General features: G+C 61.8%; 25 protein-coding genes and 4 pseudogenes. 10 read left to right on the top strand and 19 right to left on the bottom strand.

Translation table 11 applies throughout. The annotated features are described in order from the left end of the window. Positions 1-6 precede the first annotated feature (6 nt). On the bottom strand, positions 7-1,362 hold the full coding sequence (locus B6S01_RS18265) for a conjugal transfer protein TraH (protein ID WP_231568095.1): 1,356 nt from the start codon (positions 1,360-1,362) through the stop codon (positions 7-9). A gap of 193 nt (positions 1,363-1,555) precedes the next feature. Here B6S01_RS18265 and B6S01_RS18260 point away from each other — a divergent pair, with 193 nt between their 5' ends. Further along, positions 1,556-2,722 carry an ATP-binding protein gene (locus B6S01_RS18260; protein WP_037469247.1) on the top strand — a complete coding sequence of 389 codons (1,167 nt, stop codon included), beginning with the start codon at positions 1,556-1,558 and terminating at the stop codon, positions 2,720-2,722. Positions 2,723-2,754: 32 nt separating this feature from the next. On the opposite strand, the gene B6S01_RS18255 is transcribed toward B6S01_RS18260, so the two are convergent. From B6S01_RS18255 to B6S01_RS18205, 12 genes and pseudogenes are all read right to left on the bottom strand, one after another. After that, complete coding sequence (locus B6S01_RS18255; RefSeq protein ID WP_037469246.1) at positions 2,755-3,351, bottom strand: hypothetical protein; 597 nt, start codon at positions 3,349-3,351, stop codon at positions 2,755-2,757. Further along, the gene (locus B6S01_RS18250) at positions 3,348-4,196 is read right to left on the bottom strand and encodes a conjugal transfer protein TraF (RefSeq protein WP_037469244.1); all 849 of its coding nucleotides are present in this window, start codon (positions 4,194-4,196) and stop codon (positions 3,348-3,350) included. The genes B6S01_RS18255 and B6S01_RS18250 overlap by 4 nt, the downstream gene beginning before the upstream one ends. After that, the gene (locus B6S01_RS18245) at positions 4,193-4,792 is read right to left on the bottom strand and encodes a S26 family signal peptidase (RefSeq protein ID WP_037469243.1); all 600 of its coding nucleotides are present in this window, start codon (positions 4,790-4,792) and stop codon (positions 4,193-4,195) included. The genes B6S01_RS18250 and B6S01_RS18245 overlap by 4 nt, the downstream gene beginning before the upstream one ends. Then, on the bottom strand, positions 4,764-5,093 hold the full coding sequence (locus tag B6S01_RS21955; RefSeq protein ID WP_409372962.1) for a TrbC family F-type conjugative pilus assembly protein: 330 nt from the start codon (positions 5,091-5,093) through the stop codon (positions 4,764-4,766). The genes B6S01_RS18245 and B6S01_RS21955 overlap by 29 nt, the downstream gene beginning before the upstream one ends. Continuing rightward, on the bottom strand, positions 5,090-5,608 hold the full coding sequence (locus tag B6S01_RS22195) for a TrbC family F-type conjugative pilus assembly protein (RefSeq protein ID WP_409372961.1): 519 nt from the start codon (positions 5,606-5,608) through the stop codon (positions 5,090-5,092). The genes B6S01_RS21955 and B6S01_RS22195 overlap by 4 nt, the downstream gene beginning before the upstream one ends. Continuing rightward, positions 5,580-6,671 (bottom strand): conjugal transfer protein TraN, encoded by a 1,092-nt coding sequence (traN, locus tag B6S01_RS18235; protein ID WP_037469241.1) that lies wholly within the window; start codon positions 6,669-6,671, stop codon positions 5,580-5,582. The genes B6S01_RS22195 and traN overlap by 29 nt, the downstream gene beginning before the upstream one ends. Then, positions 6,668-8,569, bottom strand: coding sequence for a hypothetical protein (locus B6S01_RS18230; protein WP_051908601.1), 1,902 nt, complete (start codon positions 8,567-8,569; stop codon positions 6,668-6,670). The genes traN and B6S01_RS18230 overlap by 4 nt, the downstream gene beginning before the upstream one ends. Before the next feature lie 397 nt (positions 8,570-8,966). Beyond that, positions 8,967-9,956, bottom strand: coding sequence for a TraU family protein (locus B6S01_RS18225; protein ID WP_037469237.1), 990 nt, complete (start codon positions 9,954-9,956; stop codon positions 8,967-8,969). A gap of 20 nt (positions 9,957-9,976) precedes the next feature. Then, complete coding sequence (locus B6S01_RS18220; RefSeq protein WP_037469233.1) at positions 9,977-10,609, bottom strand: conjugal transfer protein TraW; 633 nt, start codon at positions 10,607-10,609, stop codon at positions 9,977-9,979. Beyond that, positions 10,599-10,835: a hypothetical protein gene (locus B6S01_RS18215; protein WP_037469269.1), complete on the bottom strand. Its 237-nt coding sequence runs from the start codon at positions 10,833-10,835 to the stop codon at positions 10,599-10,601. Before B6S01_RS18215 ends, B6S01_RS18220 begins: the two co-directional genes overlap by 11 nt. Beyond that, positions 10,832-11,158 (bottom strand): hypothetical protein, encoded by a 327-nt coding sequence (locus tag B6S01_RS18210; RefSeq protein ID WP_037469230.1) that lies wholly within the window; start codon positions 11,156-11,158, stop codon positions 10,832-10,834. Before B6S01_RS18210 ends, B6S01_RS18215 begins: the two co-directional genes overlap by 4 nt. Beyond that, a pseudogene (locus tag B6S01_RS18205) lies at positions 11,158-11,616 on the bottom strand (TraC family protein); the annotation flags it as partial. The pseudogene B6S01_RS18205 and the gene B6S01_RS18210, both read right to left, overlap by 1 nt. 87 nt (positions 11,617-11,703) lie before the next feature. On the opposite strand from B6S01_RS18205, the pseudogene B6S01_RS20890 reads away from it, so the two are divergent. The 4 genes and pseudogenes from B6S01_RS20890 to B6S01_RS22270 all read left to right on the top strand — a co-directional run. Beyond that, a pseudogene (locus B6S01_RS20890) lies at positions 11,704-11,943 on the top strand (Hsp20 family protein); the annotation flags it as partial. Positions 11,944-12,207: 264 nt separating this feature from the next. Next, a complete protein-coding gene (locus tag B6S01_RS21780; RefSeq protein WP_231568093.1) occupies positions 12,208-12,504 on the top strand; it encodes an Hsp20/alpha crystallin family protein in 297 nt (98 codons plus the stop codon). A 202-nt stretch (positions 12,505-12,706) separates the two neighbouring features. Continuing rightward, positions 12,707-13,990: pseudogene (locus B6S01_RS22275) on the top strand (MHYT domain-containing protein); the annotation flags it as partial. Between the two features lie 30 nt (positions 13,991-14,020). Further along, positions 14,021-15,705: pseudogene (locus B6S01_RS22270) on the top strand (ATP-binding protein). A gap of 326 nt (positions 15,706-16,031) precedes the next feature. Here B6S01_RS22270 and B6S01_RS18180 read toward each other — a convergent pair. Continuing rightward, on the bottom strand, positions 16,032-16,565 hold the full coding sequence (locus B6S01_RS18180) for a hypothetical protein (protein WP_051908594.1): 534 nt from the start codon (positions 16,563-16,565) through the stop codon (positions 16,032-16,034). Between the two features lie 185 nt (positions 16,566-16,750). Here B6S01_RS18180 and B6S01_RS21445 point away from each other — a divergent pair, with 185 nt between their 5' ends. Together B6S01_RS21445 and B6S01_RS21180 are read left to right on the top strand one after the other, a co-directional pair. Beyond that, the gene (locus B6S01_RS21445) at positions 16,751-16,915 is read left to right on the top strand and encodes a hypothetical protein (RefSeq protein ID WP_169802879.1); all 165 of its coding nucleotides are present in this window, start codon (positions 16,751-16,753) and stop codon (positions 16,913-16,915) included. Positions 16,916-17,751: 836 nt separating this feature from the next. After that, the gene (locus B6S01_RS21180; RefSeq protein ID WP_157704837.1) at positions 17,752-18,129 is read left to right on the top strand and encodes a PilZ domain-containing protein; all 378 of its coding nucleotides are present in this window, start codon (positions 17,752-17,754) and stop codon (positions 18,127-18,129) included. Between the two features lie 298 nt (positions 18,130-18,427). On the opposite strand, the gene B6S01_RS22040 is transcribed toward B6S01_RS21180, so the two are convergent. Both B6S01_RS22040 and B6S01_RS22035 read right to left on the bottom strand, forming a co-directional pair. Further along, positions 18,428-18,685: a DNA-3-methyladenine glycosylase gene (locus B6S01_RS22040; protein ID WP_322788881.1), complete on the bottom strand. Its 258-nt coding sequence runs from the start codon at positions 18,683-18,685 to the stop codon at positions 18,428-18,430. A gap of 23 nt (positions 18,686-18,708) precedes the next feature. After that, complete coding sequence (locus B6S01_RS22035; protein WP_269319840.1) at positions 18,709-18,813, bottom strand: DNA-3-methyladenine glycosylase; 105 nt, start codon at positions 18,811-18,813, stop codon at positions 18,709-18,711. 149 nt (positions 18,814-18,962) lie between these two features. On the opposite strand from B6S01_RS22035, the gene B6S01_RS22265 reads away from it, so the two are divergent. Further along, positions 18,963-19,505: a hypothetical protein gene (locus B6S01_RS22265; RefSeq protein ID WP_456114816.1), complete on the top strand. Its 543-nt coding sequence runs from the start codon at positions 18,963-18,965 to the stop codon at positions 19,503-19,505. A 172-nt stretch (positions 19,506-19,677) separates the two neighbouring features. On the opposite strand, the gene B6S01_RS18150 is transcribed toward B6S01_RS22265, so the two are convergent. Genes B6S01_RS18150 through B6S01_RS21760 form a run of 3 tightly spaced genes read right to left on the bottom strand, consistent with a single transcriptional unit; the run spans position 19,678 to position 20,791 of the window. Continuing rightward, entirely contained in the window at positions 19,678-20,250 is a 573-nt protein-coding gene (locus B6S01_RS18150) for an alpha-ketoglutarate-dependent dioxygenase AlkB (protein WP_037469259.1), read from the bottom strand. 21 nt (positions 20,251-20,271) lie between these two features. Then, positions 20,272-20,568: an SOS response-associated peptidase family protein gene (locus tag B6S01_RS18145; RefSeq protein WP_231568091.1), complete on the bottom strand. Its 297-nt coding sequence runs from the start codon at positions 20,566-20,568 to the stop codon at positions 20,272-20,274. Further along, on the bottom strand, positions 20,537-20,791 hold the full coding sequence (locus tag B6S01_RS21760) for a hypothetical protein (RefSeq protein WP_231568090.1): 255 nt from the start codon (positions 20,789-20,791) through the stop codon (positions 20,537-20,539). The genes B6S01_RS18145 and B6S01_RS21760 overlap by 32 nt, the downstream gene beginning before the upstream one ends. 56 nt (positions 20,792-20,847) lie before the next feature. Between B6S01_RS21760 and B6S01_RS18140 the strand changes: the two genes are divergently transcribed. Both B6S01_RS18140 and B6S01_RS18135 read left to right on the top strand, forming a co-directional pair. Next, positions 20,848-21,465 carry an SOS response-associated peptidase family protein gene (locus B6S01_RS18140; RefSeq protein ID WP_037469216.1) on the top strand — a complete coding sequence of 206 codons (618 nt, stop codon included), beginning with the start codon at positions 20,848-20,850 and terminating at the stop codon, positions 21,463-21,465. Further along, complete coding sequence (locus B6S01_RS18135; protein WP_037469214.1) at positions 21,465-21,887, top strand: DUF1810 domain-containing protein; 423 nt, start codon at positions 21,465-21,467, stop codon at positions 21,885-21,887. Before B6S01_RS18140 ends, B6S01_RS18135 begins: the two co-directional genes overlap by 1 nt. Positions 21,888-21,900: the final 13 nt, after the last annotated feature.

Genomic DNA, 21,900 nt, shown 5'->3' with positions numbered 1-21,900 from the left:
CCCCACTCAGCGGTTGCGGCTGGCGGCCGCGCCGGCTGCATCTCGCGCGTCGCGGTCGCGCTGGCGGATGAGTCCCGCATAGCCGGTAGAGAGATTGGCCTGGGAGAGAGCGGCCAGATAGGATTGGCGCATCTGCGCGCGCTGGCGCAGCACCTCTTCGCGCAGGTCCCGCAGTTGCTCGATGCCCTTGGTCAGGATGCGGGTCTGGCAGATATTGGCGCTGGTCCCGTCGCTGGCGCCCGCGGCATTGGTGCCGCGCTCGGCATTGGAGAGGGCAAAATCAATGCTGCGCGAAAGGTCGTTCAGCATCTGATAGGCAAGGGTCAGCGCAACCAGCTCGTCTGTGTCGCCGATCACCGAGTCGACGACATCCTGGCGCACGCCCCATTCGAGCATGCGGTAGACTGGCAGGGTGCGGACATTGGCGACGAACTGCCGCTCCTCGGCTGACAGCGTCGCGCGCATGCGGATCTTCTCGGCGATGGCGGTCATGCGCTCGCGGGTGAGCGCGAGCGCGCCCCTGCCGCCATCCTGCGTGCAGTCGGCGGCGGTCGGCGGCATGGCGAGCGCGCGGCGCATCACCCGGCCGCTGAGGAAATCATCGGAGGATTCGGTATCCTGCGTCGCGCAGGCGGGGATCGCGGCAAAGAGCGGCACCTTGTCGGTCGCATCCCAGCGCATATAGACGTCGCCCACTCGGGCGCGCATCGCGCCCGCCCAGTCCGACGCGCCGACGCGCGAGGCGGCATGGGCGAGCAGCGATCCGGTGCGGAAGATGTCGGTCACTTCCGCCGGACAGTTGGCGAGCGCGTCCTTCAGATCCTCGGTGGGGCTGTTGCCGTTCGCCTGGATCTTCTCGCGGCTCTGCTGATAGCTTTTGGCGTAGCCTTCCTTCACCGACTTGTAGCCGGTCATCTCCTCGATGATGCCCGACATATTGTCGTCACCTTTGGCGATCTGGACCATGCGGTTGGCGAGGCGGCAGTCGTTGACCTGGATGGAATTGAGGAAATTGGTGGCCGCCTCCATCTTCGAAATGATGTTCCCCATCTTCTCGTCCAGGGTTTCGAGCAGATATTGAAATGCCACCGCCGGTGCGGCCTGGAGGATGCTCTCGAGCTTCTGGACGAGATAGTCCGGGTCGAGGAAGGACATGCCGCCCAGAAACATGTCGATGCCGCCGCAGCCCGCCTTTACCTTGGGCATGGTGAGCGACATGAGATAATCGCTATGCACATCGATCCGGCCGGACATGCCGCCCGCCGTCACATAGCCGCGGGTCTGGTCCTCGAAGCTGCCGGGGCTGGTATAGGTCACATTGTCGAACCAATGTTCGGCCCAGCTCTGGGCGTGGGCAGGCATAGCTGTTCCGCAAGTTGCAAGCAGAGCCAGAACAGTTAGGGTTGCGCTATATTTGAGATGGGGCATGGCGGCTTCCTTGTCTTGAGGAGAAAGGAAAGGGCCCACCCGCCATATGCGTGCCCTTTGGCATAGTTTGCAAAATCTCTAGACATTTAACCTTGCAAATTCGGAACATTGATCCAAATATGCAAGGATGATTGAACGTCGTACCAAAAGCGAACTTGTCGCCCGACTGGACGAAAGCCCTGCGGTCGCCTTGCTCGGGCCACGTCAGGTCGGCAAGACGACGCTCGCGCATGAGATGGCCGATGAGCGCCCATCCATCTACCTCGATCTTGAATCGGATCGGGATCGAGCAAAGCTTACGGATCCCGAACTCTATCTCGAAAACCATGAAGGCAAGCTGGTCATACTCGATGAGGTTCATCGGCTGCCGGACCTGTTCCAGCTTTTGCGGGGCCTTATCGATCGGGGTCGTCGGAAGGGATTGCGGACGGGCCGATTTTTGCTGCTGGGCTCGGCTTCGATCGATTTGCTGGCCCAATCGGGCGAAAGTCTCGCTGGGCGCATCGCCTATCTCGAAATGCGTCCGCTCGACGCCCTGGAGGTGGGCGACGGGGATGTTGATCGGCTTTGGATACGCGGCGGCTTTCCCGACAGCTATCTCGCCACCAGCGATGCCGCGAGCCGGCGTTGGAGGCAGGACTTCGTCCGAACCTATCTCGAACGTGACATTCCCATGCTGGGTCCGCGTATTCCTGCCGAAACGCTGAGGCGTTTCTGGACGATGCTCGCCCACCATCAATCGGGCCTGTTGAATGCCTCGGAACTGGGGCGCAGTCTTGGCGTCGATTCCAAGACCATCGCCTCCTATCTTGATCTTCTGGTCGACCTGCTTCTCGTCCGTAGGCTTGAGCCCTGGCACAGCAATAGCGGCAAGCGCCTCGTCAAATCGCCTCGCGTCTATGTGCGCGATAGCGGCATCGTCCACACATTGCTGGGTCTCGCCACCCGCGAAGACGTGCTGGGACATCCCGTCGCCGGCGCAAGCTGGGAGGGTTTTGCAATCGAGACGCTGATATCGGCGGCCCCCGAGGGAACGCAGGCGCATTTCTACAGAACATCGGCTGGCGCCGAGATCGATCTTCTCCTCACCATTCCGGGGCATGGCCTTTGGGCCTTCGAGATCAAGCGCAGTCTTTCGCCCAAGGTTGAGCGGGGCTTCCACCACGCCTGCGCCGATCTCGATCCGGTGCGCCGGATCGTTATCTATCCTGGAGAAGAGACCTACAAGCTCGCCGAGAATATCGAGGTTTGCGCGATAGCCGAGGCGGGCCAATGGCTTTTGTCTCTGCATTGATGAAATGTCGATGATTGAGGCTGCCTGCACGATCAGTTCCGATTCCGCTCTCTTGAGGCGGAACCGCCCGCGACAATGCCGGTGAACTTCGCCATGGCGCGCACGCCGACCGCGGCCCGCAGGCCGGTCTGCATCTTGAGCCCGAGATAGATGTTGCGGGCGAGATTGGCCGGATGATCCGTCCCGATCGCGATCGGCAGGATGCGCGCCTCGTCGGATACGGGGCGGAGCCAGACGACTGGATGGCCGATCCAGGGGAGACCAAGCCGTCCCGAGCGGAGCATCGCTTCGCCCCTGCCGATCGGGCGGACCGTCAGCCCATAGCGCGTCTTGAGCGCAAGCAGCTTGGTCCAGAGATCGCCACAGGGGAGGCAGCCGGGCGCCGTACTCATCTCGATGATGAACGCGGGTCCCTGACCGGTCAACGCCACCTCGAAATCCGGAGGATAATCTACGGTTCGGGGAACGCGGGCGAGCCAGCTCTGCATTTCGCTGGCGGTGGACACCGGATGGATCGCAGCGCGGGCCGCCTGGATCCTATCAGGCGCGCGTTGTTCCGCCTGCGCATGGACCGAGAGCGGCAGCGCGCCCAGCAGCGCGATCGATGCTCGAAGATGGAGGGCTCTCATGGGCGGACACCGCCTGGGTTCGCCATGGGATCAGCGGCCGCGACCGGACCATTGGCAAGCGCGTCGAAAAATCCATTCTCCTCGCCGGCGCCGGTCAGGAATTGCTCGGGCCTGATATCGCCTGATAGCAGTTTCACCGCCTGATAGGCGGTCTGGATGAGCGTCGGGAATGCCTCGACGCCATTGGCTATGACCATGCGCTGCGCGGAATTGCGGCGGATGACCATGGTGGTGGGCGTAACCTCCACGCCGAAGCGGACGCCAAGGTCGGGCCGCCGGGCAAGGTCCTCGCGGATGATCTGCCAGCCGGTTTCCTCCTGAAAGCGCTGGAGGATCGGCCATTGCACCCGACAATAGCCGCAGGAGGTACGCGAGAACATGACGAGCGCGAACTCAGGGCTGCGAGAGCGCAGATAGGCGCGGCGCACAGCATCCTTCTGTGCCCCCAGCGCATCGCGCGCATCCCCGATCATCGGATTGGCCGACTTGGCGCTGAGCTCGGGATGGGCGAGCATCGCCAGCTGAGTGACGCCGGCAAAGGCGCGGGCCTTGCGCCTCGCGAAATCCTCCAGCCGCCAGAAATCGGACACCGCTTCAACGGTAAGGACGGTTGCCGCATAATCGCGCTGGTCAGCGATCAGCTTGGCGATCCGGGGCGGACTCCAGCGCGCGAGTTCGGCCATGGGCGGGATGACCGGGGCTGGCGGCACTTCATCGGGCGGAGTCCCGGTGGGATCGAGCTTGGCGCGATACCACCAGTAACCCTGGCGGATCGTGTCCTCTCCTTGGGCTGGCGCCGGGAGCAGCAGGCCGGCCAAGGCCAGCAGGGCGAGGGCGCGCGTCACAGGATGCGCTCCATGCGGGTGAGGCGCTCGAGCCGGACCGGTCCGAAATAGCGGCTGTCAAAGCCCCCGGCATGGTCGGAGCCGACATAAATAAAGCCGCGCGGGATCGGCCGATCGCCCCAGCGCAGATGGGGAAGTGGCCGACCATCACGACCGAACGGTCGACTCGCCCCAAGGAAAGTGCGGCCGCAATAATACCAGCTACGAGTACCCTCGCGCCCGTCGATCGACATCCGCTCGATCTCGCGGAGCCGCTCGCCCGGAAGACAAAGCGCGCGCTTGGTGACGCTCACCGGCTTTGGTCCCGCGATCGGATGGGAGAGCATGAACGCGACGAGATCCCCCTTATGGATCGGACCCGGCGCGCGTCGCACCGCCCAGGCGTCGATCGACGGGCTCATGACCAGGGTAATACCCGGCAATCCAAGCCAGGTGAGGGTCGCGACCGGCAGGACGATTGCGAGATTCAGGGCCAGGCGCTTGTTGTCGGCAGGCTGGTTGCCGATCGCACCGCCCAGCGCGCGGGCCGCCTGCATGGGCACGGCCTTGGAAGCCGGCCAGAGGCGGCTAGCGGAGAGACAGACGAGACGCAGCATCGCGGACCTCCTCCCTGCCGCCGAGGCGGGCATATTCTTCGAGAAGCCCTGAAAGCGCCGCGTCGCCATAGACGATATGGCTGGCGCGGGGCGCGACCTCCTCGTCGCGCTCGCAATAGGGAAGGGTGGGATCGCCCGGCACCATGGCGAAGGCAGGGACCTGATTGACGCCATGCTGGCGGAAGAGGATCGGGTCGACGATGAGCTGGACGTTGCGCATCGTGCAGGCCGGCCCCTCGCAGCCCGGATCGACGCGCAGGATCTGCGCCGTCAGTTTCGCCGTCGGGCCGATCTTGCTCATGCCCCCGGAACGCCGCGAAAGGCGATGACCCCGCCCACTGTCTCAAGCTGCGAAGCGTAATTTCGCAGGGTCTGCAGCGGCATGGAGGAGGAGGCGAACAGCATCGGCATCCAGCCCTTTGCCGAAGGCGCAGCCCGTCCATCCCTCGGCTTCGCCGCATCGATCGGCGCAGCTAGCCCTAGGGCCTCGTAAAGGCGCCTTTGCACGGCATCATGCTTGGCAACCAGGCGCTGCGCGGCATCCTCCCGATCCTTGCGCGCCCGCGCTTCGATGTCGGGAAAGCGCCCCTTCTGCCGCATCGCCTCGAACGCCCGGCGGCGCATCGCCTGCGATGGTTCGGGGATGCCGGTAGGGACAGATATAGCGGGCTTGCCTGGGGCGGGCTTGTCTGGTTCGGCCGGCTGGGGCTCTCCTACGGTCCGCCCGCCTTGCGCTAGCGCGTGGGCGGCGCAGAGCGCGACCATGGCGCCGGCGCGCAGCAAAAGGTCAGGGATGGATGATGCTGAGCGTGGCATCGATCTTTTCCTTCATGTCGATCTGGATGTCGGATTGGGCGCGGGCCTCGATGTCCGCATAATATTCGCTGAGATCCATCCGGCTGAAATCGAGCGCCTGGAACTCTTCTGCGGAAAAGCCCCGGCAATAGGGATGGTCGGGCGTGCCCCAGCCCAGGCTACTGAAGGCGGCGAGCTGGGGACGACCCTGCTCCTGGATGATGCGGCCCAGCTTCGTGTTGAAGCAGCAATGGCCCCGTGCCTTCTGGATGCAGATGCCCAGGATCCTCGACGCGCAATAGGTGCCGACCTCATGGCACATGCCAGAGCCGCGCAGCATGCCGGTCTCCATATCCTGTTGGTCGCAGCCCTGGAGCAGCACCTCGATCATGTAATTGATGGCAAGGCTGATCGCGATCGAGGTGGGATCGATGCCGACGATGATCGCATGGGCGCCCGCTGAGGCCGCTTCGCTTGCGGTCGCTCCGGCCTTGAAGGCGGTATAGGCCGCTTTCATGCCGGTGAAGACGCCCTTGGCGATCGCGATCTTGGTGGTGATGGAGCTCAGCGACCCGCCCATCCCGTCTTTCACAATTTTGCCCTTGTCCTTGCAGCAATTCTGGAAGGTGACACTGGCGCCAGGCGGCCGGCAGCGCAGCGCCCGTCCGCCGAATATCTCGATGGTGCCGAGGCAATTGCCGCCGGCATCGACCGGGCCATCCCCCGGCGCGCCGGGATCGTCGACGACCTCTTCATTCTCGATCGGCGTGGCGGACGTGTCGATGCAGCTATGGGGCGAGCAGGCCGGCACCGCACGGGAGGTCGAGGTCTTGCAAGCATAGCCTGGTCCCAGCGGACAGGCATAGGCGCCCTGCGCGTCGGCCACGCAATCGACCGCGCCGATAGGACAGAGCGCGCCGCCATCCGTGGTTGCCAGGCACTGCGCCATCTCCCCTTCATCGGCGGCATCGCCATTGCCGTTTAGGTCTACCACGCAAATCTGCGCGGCATGGGCGTGCGCGACCATCGTGAACGGAACCAGGGCGCAGGCGAGCGCGAGAGCCGGGGCGAGGCGGCGGATCATCGCGCAACCGCGGTGCAGGCCAGATCGGAACCGGCGAGCCGAACCGTCTGCATCATGACCACCGCCTCGGGGAAATCATCGAGGCAACCGCAGTCTGAGACGATCTCCTCGCCATCGCCGAGCGGGCAGACATTGTCGGCCGAGCAGACATGATAGAAGCTGTCCCAGCCAACGGGCACATTCTGTTTCTGTGCCACGGTGCCAGCGGGCGCGACGCCACTATTGGCGCTGGGCGCGCGGGTTTTGCAGATGGACTCGCAGGCCGCGACCGCCGGACGATCGGGGAGCGCGAAGGCGCGAGACGATTGGACGAGGGAGCCATCGCTTGTCCTCGTCTGGTCGGCGAGCATCGTCTCGGTCGAATGGTCGATGATATAGGTTGCGCGGGCAAGATCGGGCTGCGGGGTGCCCGACGTATCGACGACGCAGGCATAGCGGCGCCTGCGCAGGAAGAAGTCGCGGCTATATTGATAAGTGCAGTTGCCGGTGCCGAACAGGCGGGTCAGGGGCAGGGGTTTAAGGCCCGTGACGACGCCATTGCGGACCGTTTGCACGCCGTCCACATCTTCCTGCACCAGGCGGCAGGCTTGATCACCGGCATAGCCGGCGCACAGGTCGACCAGCCGTTCGCTGACCTCGCAGCTCGTGTCGACTTGGATTTCGGCGGTGATGGTGCCCCAATTTCCGCCGCCCCCGCCGCGCACCCGCGCGCTGACCGACGTCGCGCCCGACCTGAGCTTGTCGGTAAAATCGATGGGCGTGCGGTTATACCAGGGATCATCGCTGATCCGGCAGTCACCCGATGGCAGGCCATCGCCTGTCCACAGACGCTTGCCGGCGGACCCCACGACCTGCCCGTTGATCCGCCCCTGAACCCAGTCGTCCGCGCCCATCTCGATGATCCGCGCCGAGACGATCCGGCGGGGCAGCAACGGATTGAAAGTGACCGTATAGATGGGGGGATTGCTTCCGCAGCTTCCCGCACCCCGGATCTGGAAGCGGAGGCATCCCGTGCCGCAACTGCTGGTCGAGGTGATCGAGCCACTGGCCGAGACGATATCGGTAAAGTCCCAGGCCTTGACGTTGATCTCGCGCTCGATCGTACAGGACCTCGTTTCCTGCGCCTTGCCATTCCCCGCCGGTGAGGCCGCCAGCGCGGTGAAGAAAGAATTGGCCTGCGATGCCGCATAGGCATCGCCGCTGATCGCCGTCGGGTTGGCGCGATAGCTCGTCGCGGACACCGCAGGCGAGGGCGTGCAGGCGGTCGTCTGCGCGCCGACATAGCGGATGATCAGGCCGTCGATACTGGCCTGCGCGACCGCGATCCGGGGATCGGCGGTCGTCAGCGCGCCGATGACCCCGCCGCCGAGATCCTTCAGCACCGAGGAGAGATTGCCCGCGACCAGGTTCACGCCGCAGCTGGCGTTGACGCAATAGCAACCGGATAGGTCCGGTAGATCGACCTGGCTGAGCTTGAGATCGCCGCTACTGCCGATTTCCCATTTGAAGCTCTGGCACTGGTTCCAGCTTCCGGGCGAACAGGAGATGACGCCATTGGCGCAAATCCCTGAAACCGGGACCGAGAGGGTCAGGCTGCTGTCGAAGCTGCCGTCCAGATCCTTGTCCCGCGAAATGGAGAGATGCGTGATGTCGCCGGTCATGCCGGGCTGGATCAGCATTTCGAGCATGGTGGCGCTCTGCCGGCAGGCGAGATTGGTCGTGAAGCTGCGGCTGTTGTCGACCGTGCTGACGGGTTGGTTGGCGAGACCCGGCGTCAGATAATTGTTGCTGATCGCATCGCTGTCGCCGGATTTGGCGCGCGAGGCCGCCGCTGCCGCCCGCGCTCTCGCGTCCATATCCTGCGCGAAGGCCGGTTGTGTGGCGAGTGCCGTGAGCATCGCGATCGAGGAGATTAGGCTCCTTCTCAAGCCTCATCCTCCGAGGCGCGGGAGCGCGAGACCGCGCGAAGCCGGAACAAAGGGCGAAGCCCGGCAACGTCGGGCGGTGCCGACAGGCACTGGAAGGTGGCACTTCCGTTAATGGTGGTCAGCACGGCCGAAGCGAACGGGGCTTCCGGCAGAGGGGGGTAGCCTCGCTCGCCGGGGGTACATCCGGCCGTGCCGACCTTCTCCCCATGCGTTTCCAAAGCGGCACGGGGAGAATGGGTTGTTGGAGCGGCGCTGGATGGCGCCGGCGCCGCTCCGCCCGCGCAGCGTCCGGCCGGACCGACATGGCCTTGGCGGGCAGACCGGGCAGGGAGCCGGGTCGCTGCGGGGTTTGGGGGAAGGGACTTGCTCATGGGGTCGAGACCCCAGCGCAGCAGATCACCTTTTCAAAGGACATGAACTGGGCGTTGTCCTTGCCGGGCGCATGTTTGCCCGAGGACCAGAGCGCGCCGGGGCGCCCGATGTTGACGCATTTGCCGCCCTTCACCGGTTCCATGATCTGGAGCTTGTACCGGCTCTTGGTCCAGATCGGCTGGGGCTTGAACGAGCAGCCGTCGGCCGAGGAGATGGTGAGCGCACCGAGCCGCCCCATCATGAAGGTGCCGCGCGCAGCAAGGCCCGCCCAGGCTTCCACACTGTCACCAAAAGGGATGTCGCCCGCGACCGGATAGGTGGCGCCCCAGCTTCCCATGCACCAGAAGAACGGATCAATGACTTTACCGGCGGCTGCCGCGGCGCTGTCGGCCATGCAGGCGAGACCCGCTGCGGGATTGCCGAACAGGATCCCTTCGGGTTGGATGATCGCCCCCAATGTCCCGGACTGCCAGGTCGGCAGTATCTCGGTGATCATCGCGACGTCAAACCCGTCGTCTTGCGTACAGGGGAGGTCGGTGAACATGTCCAGCATCTTCCAGACCGGCGAGATGTAATAATGCATCTGCGCGAACAACTTCTGGCTGTTGGTGCCGTCGGCGATAGAGGACTGGCTGCCCTGAAGCCTGCCGCCGGTAGGGAGGAGATCGGCACCCAGCGCCATCATGCAGCCCGGCTCGGTCACGACATCGATCATCCGGTTGGGTGACCAGAAGCTCACCTTCACGCCGAACCGAAAGTTCGCGCCCTTGCGGCAGGCGCATAGTGGCTTGGAGGCGGACTGGGCATCGAGCGCCTTGTCGAGCTTGTCGAAGCTGCCGACGCGCACGCCGCCGATCGTGATCGGAAAGATGCAGTTCCACCGTACCTTGGTGATCGGATTGAAGATGGTGCCGGCCTCGCATTTGGAGGCGAGGGCGGGCGCGGAGGCGCCGCCGGCAGCCAGCGCCAGGGCGAGCGGCACCATGCGCCCGAGAAGCCTGCGCCTCATGGCCGCGCGCTCCCGCCCGCCGCGCGGAGCGGCGCATATTCGGTGAGGACGAGCTTCTTGCCCTGCTGCGCGACGATCACCGGCGCGACGCTGAGGCCGAGACGTTCCTTCACGCGTTCCTCCAGGATGAACAGCGGACGCCCGCTGCGCTCGGAAAGGTCGAGCGCATCGCCGGCGGTCAGCAGGATAAAATCCGTGAAGCGCGCTTGCTTCAAAGCCCAGCCCAGATCGCGCGGATGGACGATAACAAGACGCTGGGGCAGCGACACATAGTCGAGCGGGTTGAAGGTGAAGCCCTTGGGATAGAGCAGCCGGCCATCGGGCAGGCGGATATCTTCCTCCACAGTATAGAAGGGGACTAGGCTGCGGACCCGATCTACCTTGGCCTGCGCCAATGGCGCCGCCTGGAGCGCCGACCAGCTTGAGCGCGGGCCGAGACGGGAGGCAAGACTGGGCGCCTTGGCGGCGCGCGCTTCGATCTCGGCCATAGCGTCGGGCTCGGCAATCGGCCAGGTGCGGCCAATCGTCGAGTTAGCCGCGATTGTAGGGTGCCCACAGGAAAGGCCCAGCACTAGCGCGCAGATCAGGGCGTGGCGGGCGCGGTCGCGGAAACATGGCTCAGCGATCATGGCGCCGCTTCCACCAGGGGCGGTCGTCAGATCGGTCACCACGGATCGCACAGATGAGCGCCGACGCGCCAAGCACCCAGCCGGCAAGCAGGAGACCGTGAAGGCGCAGAGGCAGGGCGCCGGGTGATTCGAGCACCAGAATAGGGAGGACGAGCAGCATGAGCTGCGTCCCGACCAGCAGGCGGATCGGCCCAGGTGCCGGGGTGGCGCTGAGGATGCCTTTCATCGCCGGTTCCACCAACTGCGCAGCCATTTGGCTGACCTGTCCGCGATTCCGGTCATGCCGATGATCAATATGCCGCCCGCAAAGCAGCCTGCGGCCACCATCACCGCGGCGCGCAGGATCAGGAACGGTGGCTTCTGAAGCGCGATGCCGGCGGCGACCACGAGGAACCCAAGCATCATCGTCTCGATCGTCACAAGCCGGAAGCGCCATTGGAAGGCCTGCGCCTCGGCCTTGGCCGCAACGCGTGCCTCAATGAAGGCTTCCAGTTTCGGATCGGGCTCGAATTCGAAGCGGGGCTGTTTCTGGTCGGGCGGCGCGCGCATCAGAGTTGCTCCCCAGTAGAGGTGGGCCCAAGGATTTCGGTCGGATCGACGCCGACCAGATCGCAGACTGCTTCGAGTGGCGACATGCCCCTTCGCAGTCGCGCCTCGAACGCCGCCACCTCCTGTGGCGCGCTGGTGTTGATCCAGTAGGAAAAGGGATCCACGACGAGGCGGGCGATGCCAAGACCCAGCGGCGAGTCGATGAACACCTCGGAATAATCGGGCTTGTTGTTGCGCACCGACTTCAGGAGATCGAGGACGAAGCCTGAATAATCGAGGATCTTGTTCTCGACCGCCCGATCGTAGGTCGACCCCTGGAGCAGGAAGCGGGTGGCGGCATTTTCGAGGATCACCTGTCCTGTCCCACCGAAGAGCAGCAGGTCGTTCATCGACTGGAGGACGACCCCGAAACTCCCCTGATATTTGCGCGCCCGCCTGTAGCCCTGGCCGAACACCTCGCCGAAGCTATTCTCGACGCTCTGGCTCATGCCCGAGATCGTGCCGGCAATGAAGCTGCGCGCGAGCGCGGCCCCGGCGCGGGTGACGAGGGCCATGTCCTTTTCCGCGGTATCGCGGGACATGATTTCGAACGTCGCTTCGGCCTCGCCGACCATGTGCAGGTGAAGAGTGCAGACCTGAAGGACGGCGTGCTTTCGATTGAGCTGATACGCGAGATCCCCGAGGCAATGAAGCCTCGCAAGATCGCGATCAGCGGGATGAACGCCAACGCGGGGCAGCCGCAGATCACGGGCAGTGACGGCAAGCAAGTCGAGACAAGACAATGACCTGCTGCCGCCGGAAATATGTGGCGAAGATGCCAGCAAACCAAGGAGATGAATCATGGCTACGCGTGATTTCATTCCATGGCGCCGGCAGGAGAACACGGTGCCTGCGATGTATCATGAAAGAGACCTGATCCCCTTCACTCACCTGCGCCGGGAGATAGACAGGCTTACGACTTCTTCCGCACGCCCATGCTGGGCGGAGGTGGACCTGGCAGTGGGGGGCCGGGCTGGCCCAGCCTGGAGGTCAAGGAGAGTGAAGACCAGGTGACAATCACCGCTGAGCTCCCCGGAATGAACGAAAAGGATGTCGAACTTTCCCTCTACAACTGGATGCTCACCCTCAAAGGCGAGAAGAGGAGCGAGCATGAGGACAAGGATCAGGGTTCGTCAGAGCGTTTCTATGGACGCTCCCAACGGTCCATTGCCTCGCCTATGGGCGCGGACGAGGAACATTGCCAAGCTGATTTCAGGGATGGCGTGCTCACGGTGCGCATCCCGAAATCGGAAACAGTAGATCAGGGTCGCAAGGTCCCGATCGGTTCCCCTGCAACACAACATTGACGCTTCTGGCGTGCCGCCACCTGCGGCACGCCTCCTAATCCCCGATACTCGAGGGTACGTCGTTGAACCGGCGGCCAGGCGCAGCAGTCGCCTAGGCGACTTGCTTCATTTTAATGCGGCAATGAAACCATATCGATACAGCAACAATGATGCACCTAGCGGAAAGTCGATTGGTCCTCGCTGTTGAGCCGGCGCATTGTTGATGGCATTCTCGAAGTTCCAGATTCTATTGTCACGATCCAGCTCGAGCTGGGCCGGCCAAATACAGGCGTTCCCTTGGCACGGTCACTCACAGCTGTTGCGATCCGTCCCTTCCTGTGGAAATCACGGCCACATGATAATGCAAGGTACGCACGACCTGAGCTTGGTGATCCTGTCGATCGCGATCGCCATACTAGCATCTTTTACTGGCTTGAGCCTGGCTAGTCGGGCGCACGCGTCAAGCGGCAAGATGCAACGGAGCTGGCTTGCGGCTGCAGCACTTGTTTTGGGCGGCGGCATCTGGAGCATGCACTTCGTGGCCATGTTGGCATTCAGCATGCCTGGCATGGTGATGAACTATGATGTGGGCCTGACGCTGCTCTCGCTCGGATTAGCGGTCGGGTTCACTGGGACGGGTTTCGCAGTCGCGAGTAGCGGACTTTTGTCCCTCCGCCGCGTGATAACGGCCGGTATGCTGATGGGCTTGGGCGTGCTCGCGATGCACTATACCGGTATGGCAGCCATGAGGATGGATGCCACGCTTAGCTACGGACGAGCTTGGCTGGCCATCTCGGCGCTCATCGCAATCAGCGCTGCGACAGCAGCGTTATGGCTGACATCCCGTGACCATGGGATCGGGCGGCAAGGGGCCGCTGCGATCGTGATGGGTATCGCAATAGCTGGCATGCACTTTGCGGGGATGAAGGCAGCGACATTCACGGCACGCACGCACTTCGACGCTGGTCAAGGCGGCATGACACTGGGCCAGACTTACCTCGCTGTTGCGATCAGCGCCTTTACCATATTCATCCTCCTGATGGCTCTGGGCGCCGCGGCGTTGGAGCGAGCCCTGAGCGCCTATATGCGGCGGCAAGCTAGAATTGCCATGCGGCTGCGTATCTCGGACATATTGAGGGCTGAAGACACCGAAGAAGCGCTACAGCAGGTTGCAGTGTCACTGGGGGAGCATTTCTCCGTGTCGCGCACCGGCTTTGGTGAGCTAAGACAAGCCGAGGGGGTCTTTGATTACGATGTCTGCTGGACCGACGGCTCGGTGCCGCCGCTGCTTGGCCGCCTTCCCGCCGCTGATTTCGGGGTCAAGATCGTGGGGGAGCTCGGTGCCGGGCGAACCGTCGCCATCGATGATCTTCTTGAGGCTGATCTCAGCGATGAGACCCTCACCAGAGAAACCGCCCGTGACGTCGATACGCGCTCGATTCTCGTGGTGCCCTTCCGACGCGGCGGGCAGCTCCACACCATCGTATATTTGAATGGCCGCACGCCGCGCCACTGGCGTACTGAAGAAATCGAGTTCATGGAGGAATTGGCCGAGCGCATTCGGCTGGTGATCGAACGTAACTCTGCGGAGGCCCAGCTACGCGAACTCAATGCGACGCTTGAAGCCCGCGTTGAGACCCGGACGCATGAGCTGCAGGAGGCCGAGGCGGCTAGGCGCGAAGCTGATTTGCTTTACCGGGCTTATTTCGAAAACACGCCAGATCCGCTTTTCGTCGTCCGGGTCGAACCAGCTGGTGCCTTTATCGCTGAGCAGATCAATCCAGCGCATGAAACGGGAGTCGGGTTCAAGCTGGAGGAGATCCGCGGCAAACGCGTAGATGAGTTTCTCTCGGATGAGGCAGCTGAGCGCGCGACTGCAGCCTATCGGCACGTCGTAGCTACGCGAAGAATCTACCACTATCGCGAGTTTTTTCGCCTGTCCGGAGATCCGCAACAGTGGGATACCACTTTGATCCCGTTGCTTGGCGATGATGGACAGGTGGAGCGGATTATCGGATCTAGCCGTGATGTGACGAGGCAGCTGGCAGCTGAAGAAGCTCTGCGACAGGCACAGAAAATGGAGGCGATGGGTCAGCTGACCGGCGGCGTGGCGCACGACTTCAATAACCTTCTAACCCCGATTATGGGCGCCCTCGATCGATTGGACAGGAAAGGTCTTGGTGACGAGCGGGATCGAAAGTTCATCGCTGCTGCGCTTCAATCAGCCGATCGAGCGAAAACGCTTGTTCATCGTCTGCTCTCTTTTGCTCGCCGTCAGCCACTTCAACCTGTGCCAGTAGATATTTCCACACTGGTTGCGGGCATTACTGATCTGATTTCTAGCACCCTCGGCCCTCAGATCGACTTGATGGTGGATGCCCCGGGCGGTCTTCCAGCTGCTGTGGCGGATCCCAATCAGCTTGAAATGGCTCTGTTGAACCTGAGTGTGAACGCGCGCGACGCAATGCCAAATGGAGGAACACTGCGCGTCTCCGTGTCACAGTCATCCGTGGTGGACGATGAGGTCAGCACCGTACCGGGGGACATTATATTTGCCTGTGCGTCACTGACACGGGCACCGGCATGGATGACGAGACCCAGAAGCGGGCGATTGAGCCTTTCTATTCTACCAAGGGGCTGGGTCGTGGGACGGGGCTCGGTTTGTCAATGGCCCACGGCCTTGCAGCTCAGCTTGGTGGTGCACTGACAATCGACAGCACACCGGGCAGGGGCACAACTATATGCATTTGGCTTCCGGCAAGCGGTGAAAACGTGATCGAACGGTATGACGCGCCGGCTCCAACGATCGCGTCCTTCCGCGGAGGCACTGCCATCTTGGTTGACGATGAGGACCTGGTTCGGGAGTCCGCGGCGCAAATGCTGAGCGATCTTGGCTTCAACGTGAAGTCCACCACCTCGGCGACCGAAGCTCAATCGTTGATCGATGAAGGGATCGAGCCTGATTTGCTCATCACCGATCACCTCATGCCAGGGATGACCGGCACGGAGCTGGCCCGATCTGTCTTGCGGCAGCTCCCCGGGACGGAAGTGCTGATCATGTCGGGATATGCGGACGCCAAGGGGATCGATCCCGACCTCCCACGCCTCACAAAGCCGTTCCGCCAAGCTGATTTAGCGGCGGCGCTCCGCCAGCTCTGGCGAGGGCGGTCCGAGCTGCCCGAGCGACCTATTGACGGAAGGCGCGAAGTCCTGAACGATTAGGGTGGAACAATCACCACCCTAATACCAGTTAGCCAGGGTCCGCACCGTCCTTACGCTTGCGCTGGGTCAAACCCGGCGCGCGCTGTCGACTTCCCTCATCCATGACCTAGCGGCCGCAACGTTGACGGCACGAACGTGGGAAAGGTTGGTTGCGCGGCATCCCGGCAGCCTGCCCTCGGCAACACTCTACGGTTGGTTGATCGATGGACCTCAGGTAAGGAAAGCCCGCCCCTGCGAATGACAGGGCGGACTCCGTCTTCTAGGGGGGCAAAAATCGCGTCCAGCCACATCTTAACGGCTGACCGAAGCTGTTGGTTCGGTGAAACTCAGATTTGCGCAGCTGATCTCGCACGGGAGGAGCTGTGCCCGCCATTGCGATACAGAATCTCACGCGCGGCATCTGCATCAATTGACGACCCCTTCGAGTCTACGGACACAAAGACGCTGCCGCCACGGATCCTCTCATCGTAATAGGCCACGTCCTCATCATCTACGCCGTGGCTCCTCAGCGTTTCGTTGAGAGAGCCGGCAGCGGCGCCAGCGGCTACACCGATCGCCATTGCGCCAGGAACCGCAGACGCCGCAATCGCGCCAGCAGCAACCAATGGCCCGACGCCCGGAATAGCAAGCGCAGCTACACCCAGACCAGCGCCGAGAGCGCCTCCGCCGAGTATGCCGCGCAGCAGGTTACGGTGATCATCATCCGTATAGTCGCCATCGCCATCGCGGGTGGTGGTTTTGCCGTCATGCTGCGCAATCACCGACAATGCGCTATCGCTCACCCTGGCAGACCGAAGTTCGGACACTGCGCGCTCGGCCTCTGCGTGGCTATCGAAAATGGCTGATGCGATCTTTGTCATTTTGCTCTCCTGGACATGAGGTGCAGTGCAAACACAGAGCAGCTCGCCATCGTTCCAAACGTCTGTATGAAAGCGATGAAGCGAGGGGGAAAGTCGCCAAGCCCTTGGCGTGGCAATGTCATGTCGCAGGTGGAATCATTGGCACTTCGGTGTCCAACAAAGGTTGGCAGGTTAGGAGGATGCGAATGGGCGCGCTCGAACACGTCGCTTTGTTGACAAACCGCGTCATCGACGTGTCGCGCCGATCACTGCGCCGCCACTTCCCTGTAGTCCGCGGCGCGGCGTTCGATGATTTGTTGGGGAAGCTCGACCGAATTCCAGACGCAGGGCGGGTTACGCGTCAGCGCTAAGACCCAAAGTCAACCCAAAGCACGATGAGAAAACCTTCAGAGCTTTAGCAGCTAAGCTGGCGCTTTTTCTTTTAATTCCTCCACTCCACAACGCAGCCAGGAGAGCTATTGCTCTCGAACTCATAGCAGTCATCTGTTGTTGCGCGTTCACCCGATAAGCGCGCGGCGAGGATCAAGCGAAGCAGAGCCGCCAGCCGACGTAAAATGCCAAATCATTACAGCCCCGTTTCGGCTGGCCGTGACGGGGCTCTTTCACCCTTACCTGGGCCATTCCGCTCCAGTTTCTCCGCTTCTCTTGCCAACGCCAAATGTTGCCTGGCGAGGCGCCGATGTTGCTCGGCGGTGATATCATCGCAGTGAATAGCGGCCTCCGCCATTTCCTCGGATGCGCGTCTGCGATGGTACTCTGAGATGGTCTCGCTCATCGCCTTGGCTCCTGCCTTAAAGCTCTTTTACCATGCTGGAGTGTCGCGCTGCCAGCGCCTCGTTTCGTCCCGATCTAAGTCTCTGCGAGAGCGAACAATCTTTGTCCCTCTCGAAATCTGCGATCGGTCCGTCGTAGCGCACCGCAATTTGGTCAGCAGGAGTCATGGGATGAAGTTGTCGTCAATCGACCCCCACTGAGATCCTGACCATGCGCCGATCCTTGTCGATGCTGCGCCAGCGGGTGACGAGTGGATAATGAAAACACATGTGGTTTTAGGAAGGCTTCTGCTTTTCGGTGCCGTTGACACAAAAATTGTGAGTTAACCCATTGTTGATTAACGTGGGTGCGTAGGTTCGCCCTTCGCCTGATGATACTCATACTCCGAGGTGTGCTTGATCGGAGTCGAAGGATGAACGATGCGATTTCCCATGAGCGTTCGTCGTTACGAGCAGGCCGGCTGCTCAAAGCCCAGATGCAGCACCCTCGATTGGGAATGGTGGACATCCTCGTGCGCAACATTTCGGAAGGGGGTATGGGCGGCAAATGCCGTCACGGCCTCGAGCCGGGTGAAGTGGTCAGAATTGTTTTGCCGAACCTTCCTCCCGCTGACGGCTTGATTGTCTGGCGAATGGGAGATGGGTTCGGCGTACGTTGGAATACGCCCCTCGATCCAACCGGCGTTACGAGACCAGTCGCCAGCACACCCAGGGTCATTGGCTATGAGGTGCCCGATCTTTTCCGACCGCCGCTTGAGTGTCGGCGGCCTGCGGTCAGAAGTAATTGCTAGGTTGGGACAAAGGGGGAAGAGCGGCGCAAGATCCTCGACCCCTACTATGCTTCGAGTGATCCTCGCGTTGCGCAAGGAAATGATGACCGCGTTCAAGCGTACCAAATGGCACCGGGGAATGGCCAAATGGTGCCAAGCAGCTGGGCTACTGATTGGCTGGCGACAGCTGGAGGATCTCGAAAAAGTTTGGCTCATCCGAAGACCAACCAAAAGGAAGAGTTTCTTCAAATGAAGAAACCCAGAGTCACAACTGGATATGTCGCTTTCCACAACGCGGCTTAAGCACGTTCGCGGTAAGTCAGGGCGTTTTATTTGCCGGAAACGGGCAGCTCAAGAAGGGAGAGCCTCCCACTCCAAAGCGCCACATTATTTCCACGCTGACGCTGATGCCTATTCTCCCCGCCACCGTGGGCCACCCTTTTCCACCGAAAAGCTGGAAGGGGGCCTTGAAGAGCTGCGCTCCATTGAGAGAAGCATCAACCTCCAACGCCTGACACAGCCGACCCGGCCCCGAACAGAGCCGACGTAAGTCGCTGGTGCTCCTGCGTGAGGTCATTTCCATGATACCATGCGTCGTCTCTAGCGCGCGTATACAGTGGTTCCACGATCGGCGCAGACCATGTTGAGGCACCAGTGCAGCCCGTATATGCGGTAAATATACGCCCGCGCAGGCGGTCCAAACATGACAGCCTTGCGCCGCGTCTCGCCCACATAGCTGTGCGACGCGGGGTCAGCCGATGCGCACGCCGACGCCATTCACCAAAATGGTGACGCCTATTAATGCGCGTGCCACGCTCTCGGGATCGCGATCAGAAAATTGAGGGGAGAGCGGCGTGGCTCAGCTGCCGCGATCAACCGCCTTTCTTCAGCCTCTTAGCAGCGTCATTGAGCTTTACCCGATCGTTTCCGATCCGCTTGATCAGGCTTTCGGCGTCAGCCCGACTAATCTCGTGTTTACGTGCAAAGTAATTTATTTCATATCCTTGGGACGAAGCTACCTGCCGCCGATCGGCACCGCCACGTTTGCTTTTATTATCAGCCATCGATGCTCTCCTGGTCTGCTGAACAGGAATCCTCAGGCGTATCCTTGGTTCCGTGATTCAGGAAAGCGCCGCGTCGCCAGCCCGGCCCAATTGCGCACCGGCATCGATTGCGGAGCATCAACAAATGTTTCGAACCTCTTCTGCTGGATGGCAGGCAAGCCGCGGACCCTTCTGGTCTTACGACCGTTTTGGCCATTCCACTTACAAGAGCAGGCTATGAGCACCGACAGCACCATATCTACCCTCAACAGCCTCATCAAAACGACGCTCGACAGCATGAAGGGCTTCAAGGACGCAGCGGAAGACGCCCGGTTTTCAGGCTGCTCTCAATGATACGGACCTTGATCCCTCATCTCGTGCTGGGGTCGAGCACGCATATCAGTCCGTCAAAGCGGTCATGATCGCGCGAGTGCCTTGAAGCATAGCATGGGCTAACCTGATCGTTCTGGATCGCTGACCGGGCGCGATCCAGAAACGGTTTCACGGGTTAGCCAGAATGCTACCGTTATACGAGACTTCGAAAAGTTATCGACCAGCGCGGTGCCGGCATTTCAGCAATGCTGTGCTCCCACTCGTGGCGGACTTCGCCGCTAAGGTGATAGATGCCGCGCGGCGGCAGGGGCACGTTGACGCGCTTGAAGTGGTCGCGGTTCCGCTGCCGGAATCGCATCGTTGCAGCCTCGCCCAGCGAAATTCCCACCACATCCCTGAACACAGGACGGTCGCGGTGCCACCCAATCCCCGCTCCCGGATCGTATCGGATCAGAAGGGCCTGAACGAGTTCGCCCCGCGCAAGTCCGGCAAAGCACTCGGCTCTCGCCCTTAGCGGCCGCAACCATTCCGGCACGGGGTCGGTTGGCGCGAATTTCCCGGTCTGAAAATCATAGCTCCAGCCATAGCTGTGGGTCAGGCGCTTGCCGGTCCATTGCTGGAAGCGAAAGGGTGAGAGCTTCGAGGCATTGATCCGGTCGATCAGCGCCCTTTCCTCCTGCAGCGATACAAACTCTTCTTCTTGCCGCAGCCCCGATATAGGCGGCTGCCCGAACAGATCATCGCCGGGCGGGGAATGCGCGAACATGTCCATCCGTCCGTCGGCCACTCAGTAGGCCAAGCTCGTCTGGACGGGCTTGGTCAGCATTTCCTCGATCGAGAAGAGATGCGCGGCCGGCGTCGTGAGCAGGTCAGCCTCTGGCACCCTATGATCCAGCCACTGCATGACCTTTCGACGCTGGACGATTGCGCAATCGCGCTCCTGGTAACGCATCACCTCCGGGTCCCCGTCTACGGTAATGATCCGGTAGCTGACCCGTCGGTCGCCCATCGCAGGTTCCCAAATGGTCGCGAGGTAAAAGAAGTTTCCATCCTCAAAGCCGCACACGAAACTTCTTCTCGCCATTGCGGATATGAAACTCTGAGGCGGGCAGGAGGCAGCGGTTGCTGGTGAATGTGCGTCCTTCCGACCGGATGAACTCATAGCTCACGCCGTCACTGAAGCGCGGACTGGAACCCCAGGCCGCCTCGATTATCTCAATCACTTCGACGTCATCCGGATTGCGCCGGATGATGGCGCGTTGGCTTCCGCGCGCGTCAGAGTCAAAGGGCGTTGCTTTCGAGTCCATGTTAAAAACATACGGGGAACGAAGGGCAGGAGCAAGTAGAGGGCAAAGGAGGAGCGATGTGCAACGACTATAGGCTCGAGATCGACATCGCCTCGATCGTCAAGGTTTTTGAAGATCTGAAAATCAGGATCAAAATGCCCGAGGGCAAGCCCAATGTGCCCGCGCGGGAGGATATCAAGATCACCGATATTGCGCCGATCGTGCGTTCTGTTGAGGGTGAGCGAGGATCAGGGGAGCTGGTCAACCGGAGATGGAGCTGGCCAAGTCCCAAGGGCAAGCCTGTCTATAACTTCCGCTCAGAGGGACGGGAGTTCACCTCGAACCGCTGCCTTATCCTTGCCGACGGATTTTACGAGTTCACTGATCCCGCCGAGCCCAAGCAGAAGCGCCTCGACAAATGGCTTTTCACCATGACCGATCACCGCTGGTTCTGCATCGCTGGCATCTGGCGCGAAAGTCCTCAAGAGGAAGCCTTCACCATGCTGACCATGGACGCAGGCCCGGACGTTGCTCCCTATCATTATCGGCAGATCATCCCCCTGGCGCGCCATCAATGGGCTAAGTGGGTTGATCCGGCTGTCGCTGCCGCTGACGTGCTGCGCTGGCTGCCGCAAGGCAGTCTGCCGGTTACCCAAGTGTACGGTGCCCCGCCAGCGCAGGGAGAAATGCTCTGATGAGGAGCGACGCGACCCTGGCCCGCTTCGTCGAGGCTCAGGCTGGCAGCTACGCCGCTGCCCTGAGCGAAATCCGACGAGGAGCGAAGCGCTCGCACTGGATTTGGTTCATCTTCCCGCAGCTGCGGGGCCTAGGGCAGAGTCAAACCGCACATTATTACGGCATTGCTTCTATCGAAGAGGCGCACGCTTATCTTGCACACGAGCTGCTAGGCTTCCGCTACAGGGAATGCGTGGGAGCACTGCAACAGCTTCATACCAGCGACCCCGTTGTCGTGTTCGGCAGCATCGATGCGATGAAGCTGCGCTCCTCCCTCACCCTGTTCGAAGCCGCGGCGCCCGAACCGCTGTTCGCCAGCTCGCTTGATCGCTGGTTTGGCGGAGTTCGGGATCCTGCAACCCAGCACGTGCTGGCGCTATGAGCGAGTGAAGAAC

This window comes from Sphingobium herbicidovorans, from assembly GCF_002080435.1.
Taxonomy (GTDB): Bacteria; Pseudomonadota; Alphaproteobacteria; order Sphingomonadales; family Sphingomonadaceae; genus Sphingobium; species Sphingobium herbicidovorans.
Note: the sequence above shows the minus strand (reverse complement) of the source record. Positions and strands in the feature narration are given on the sequence as shown.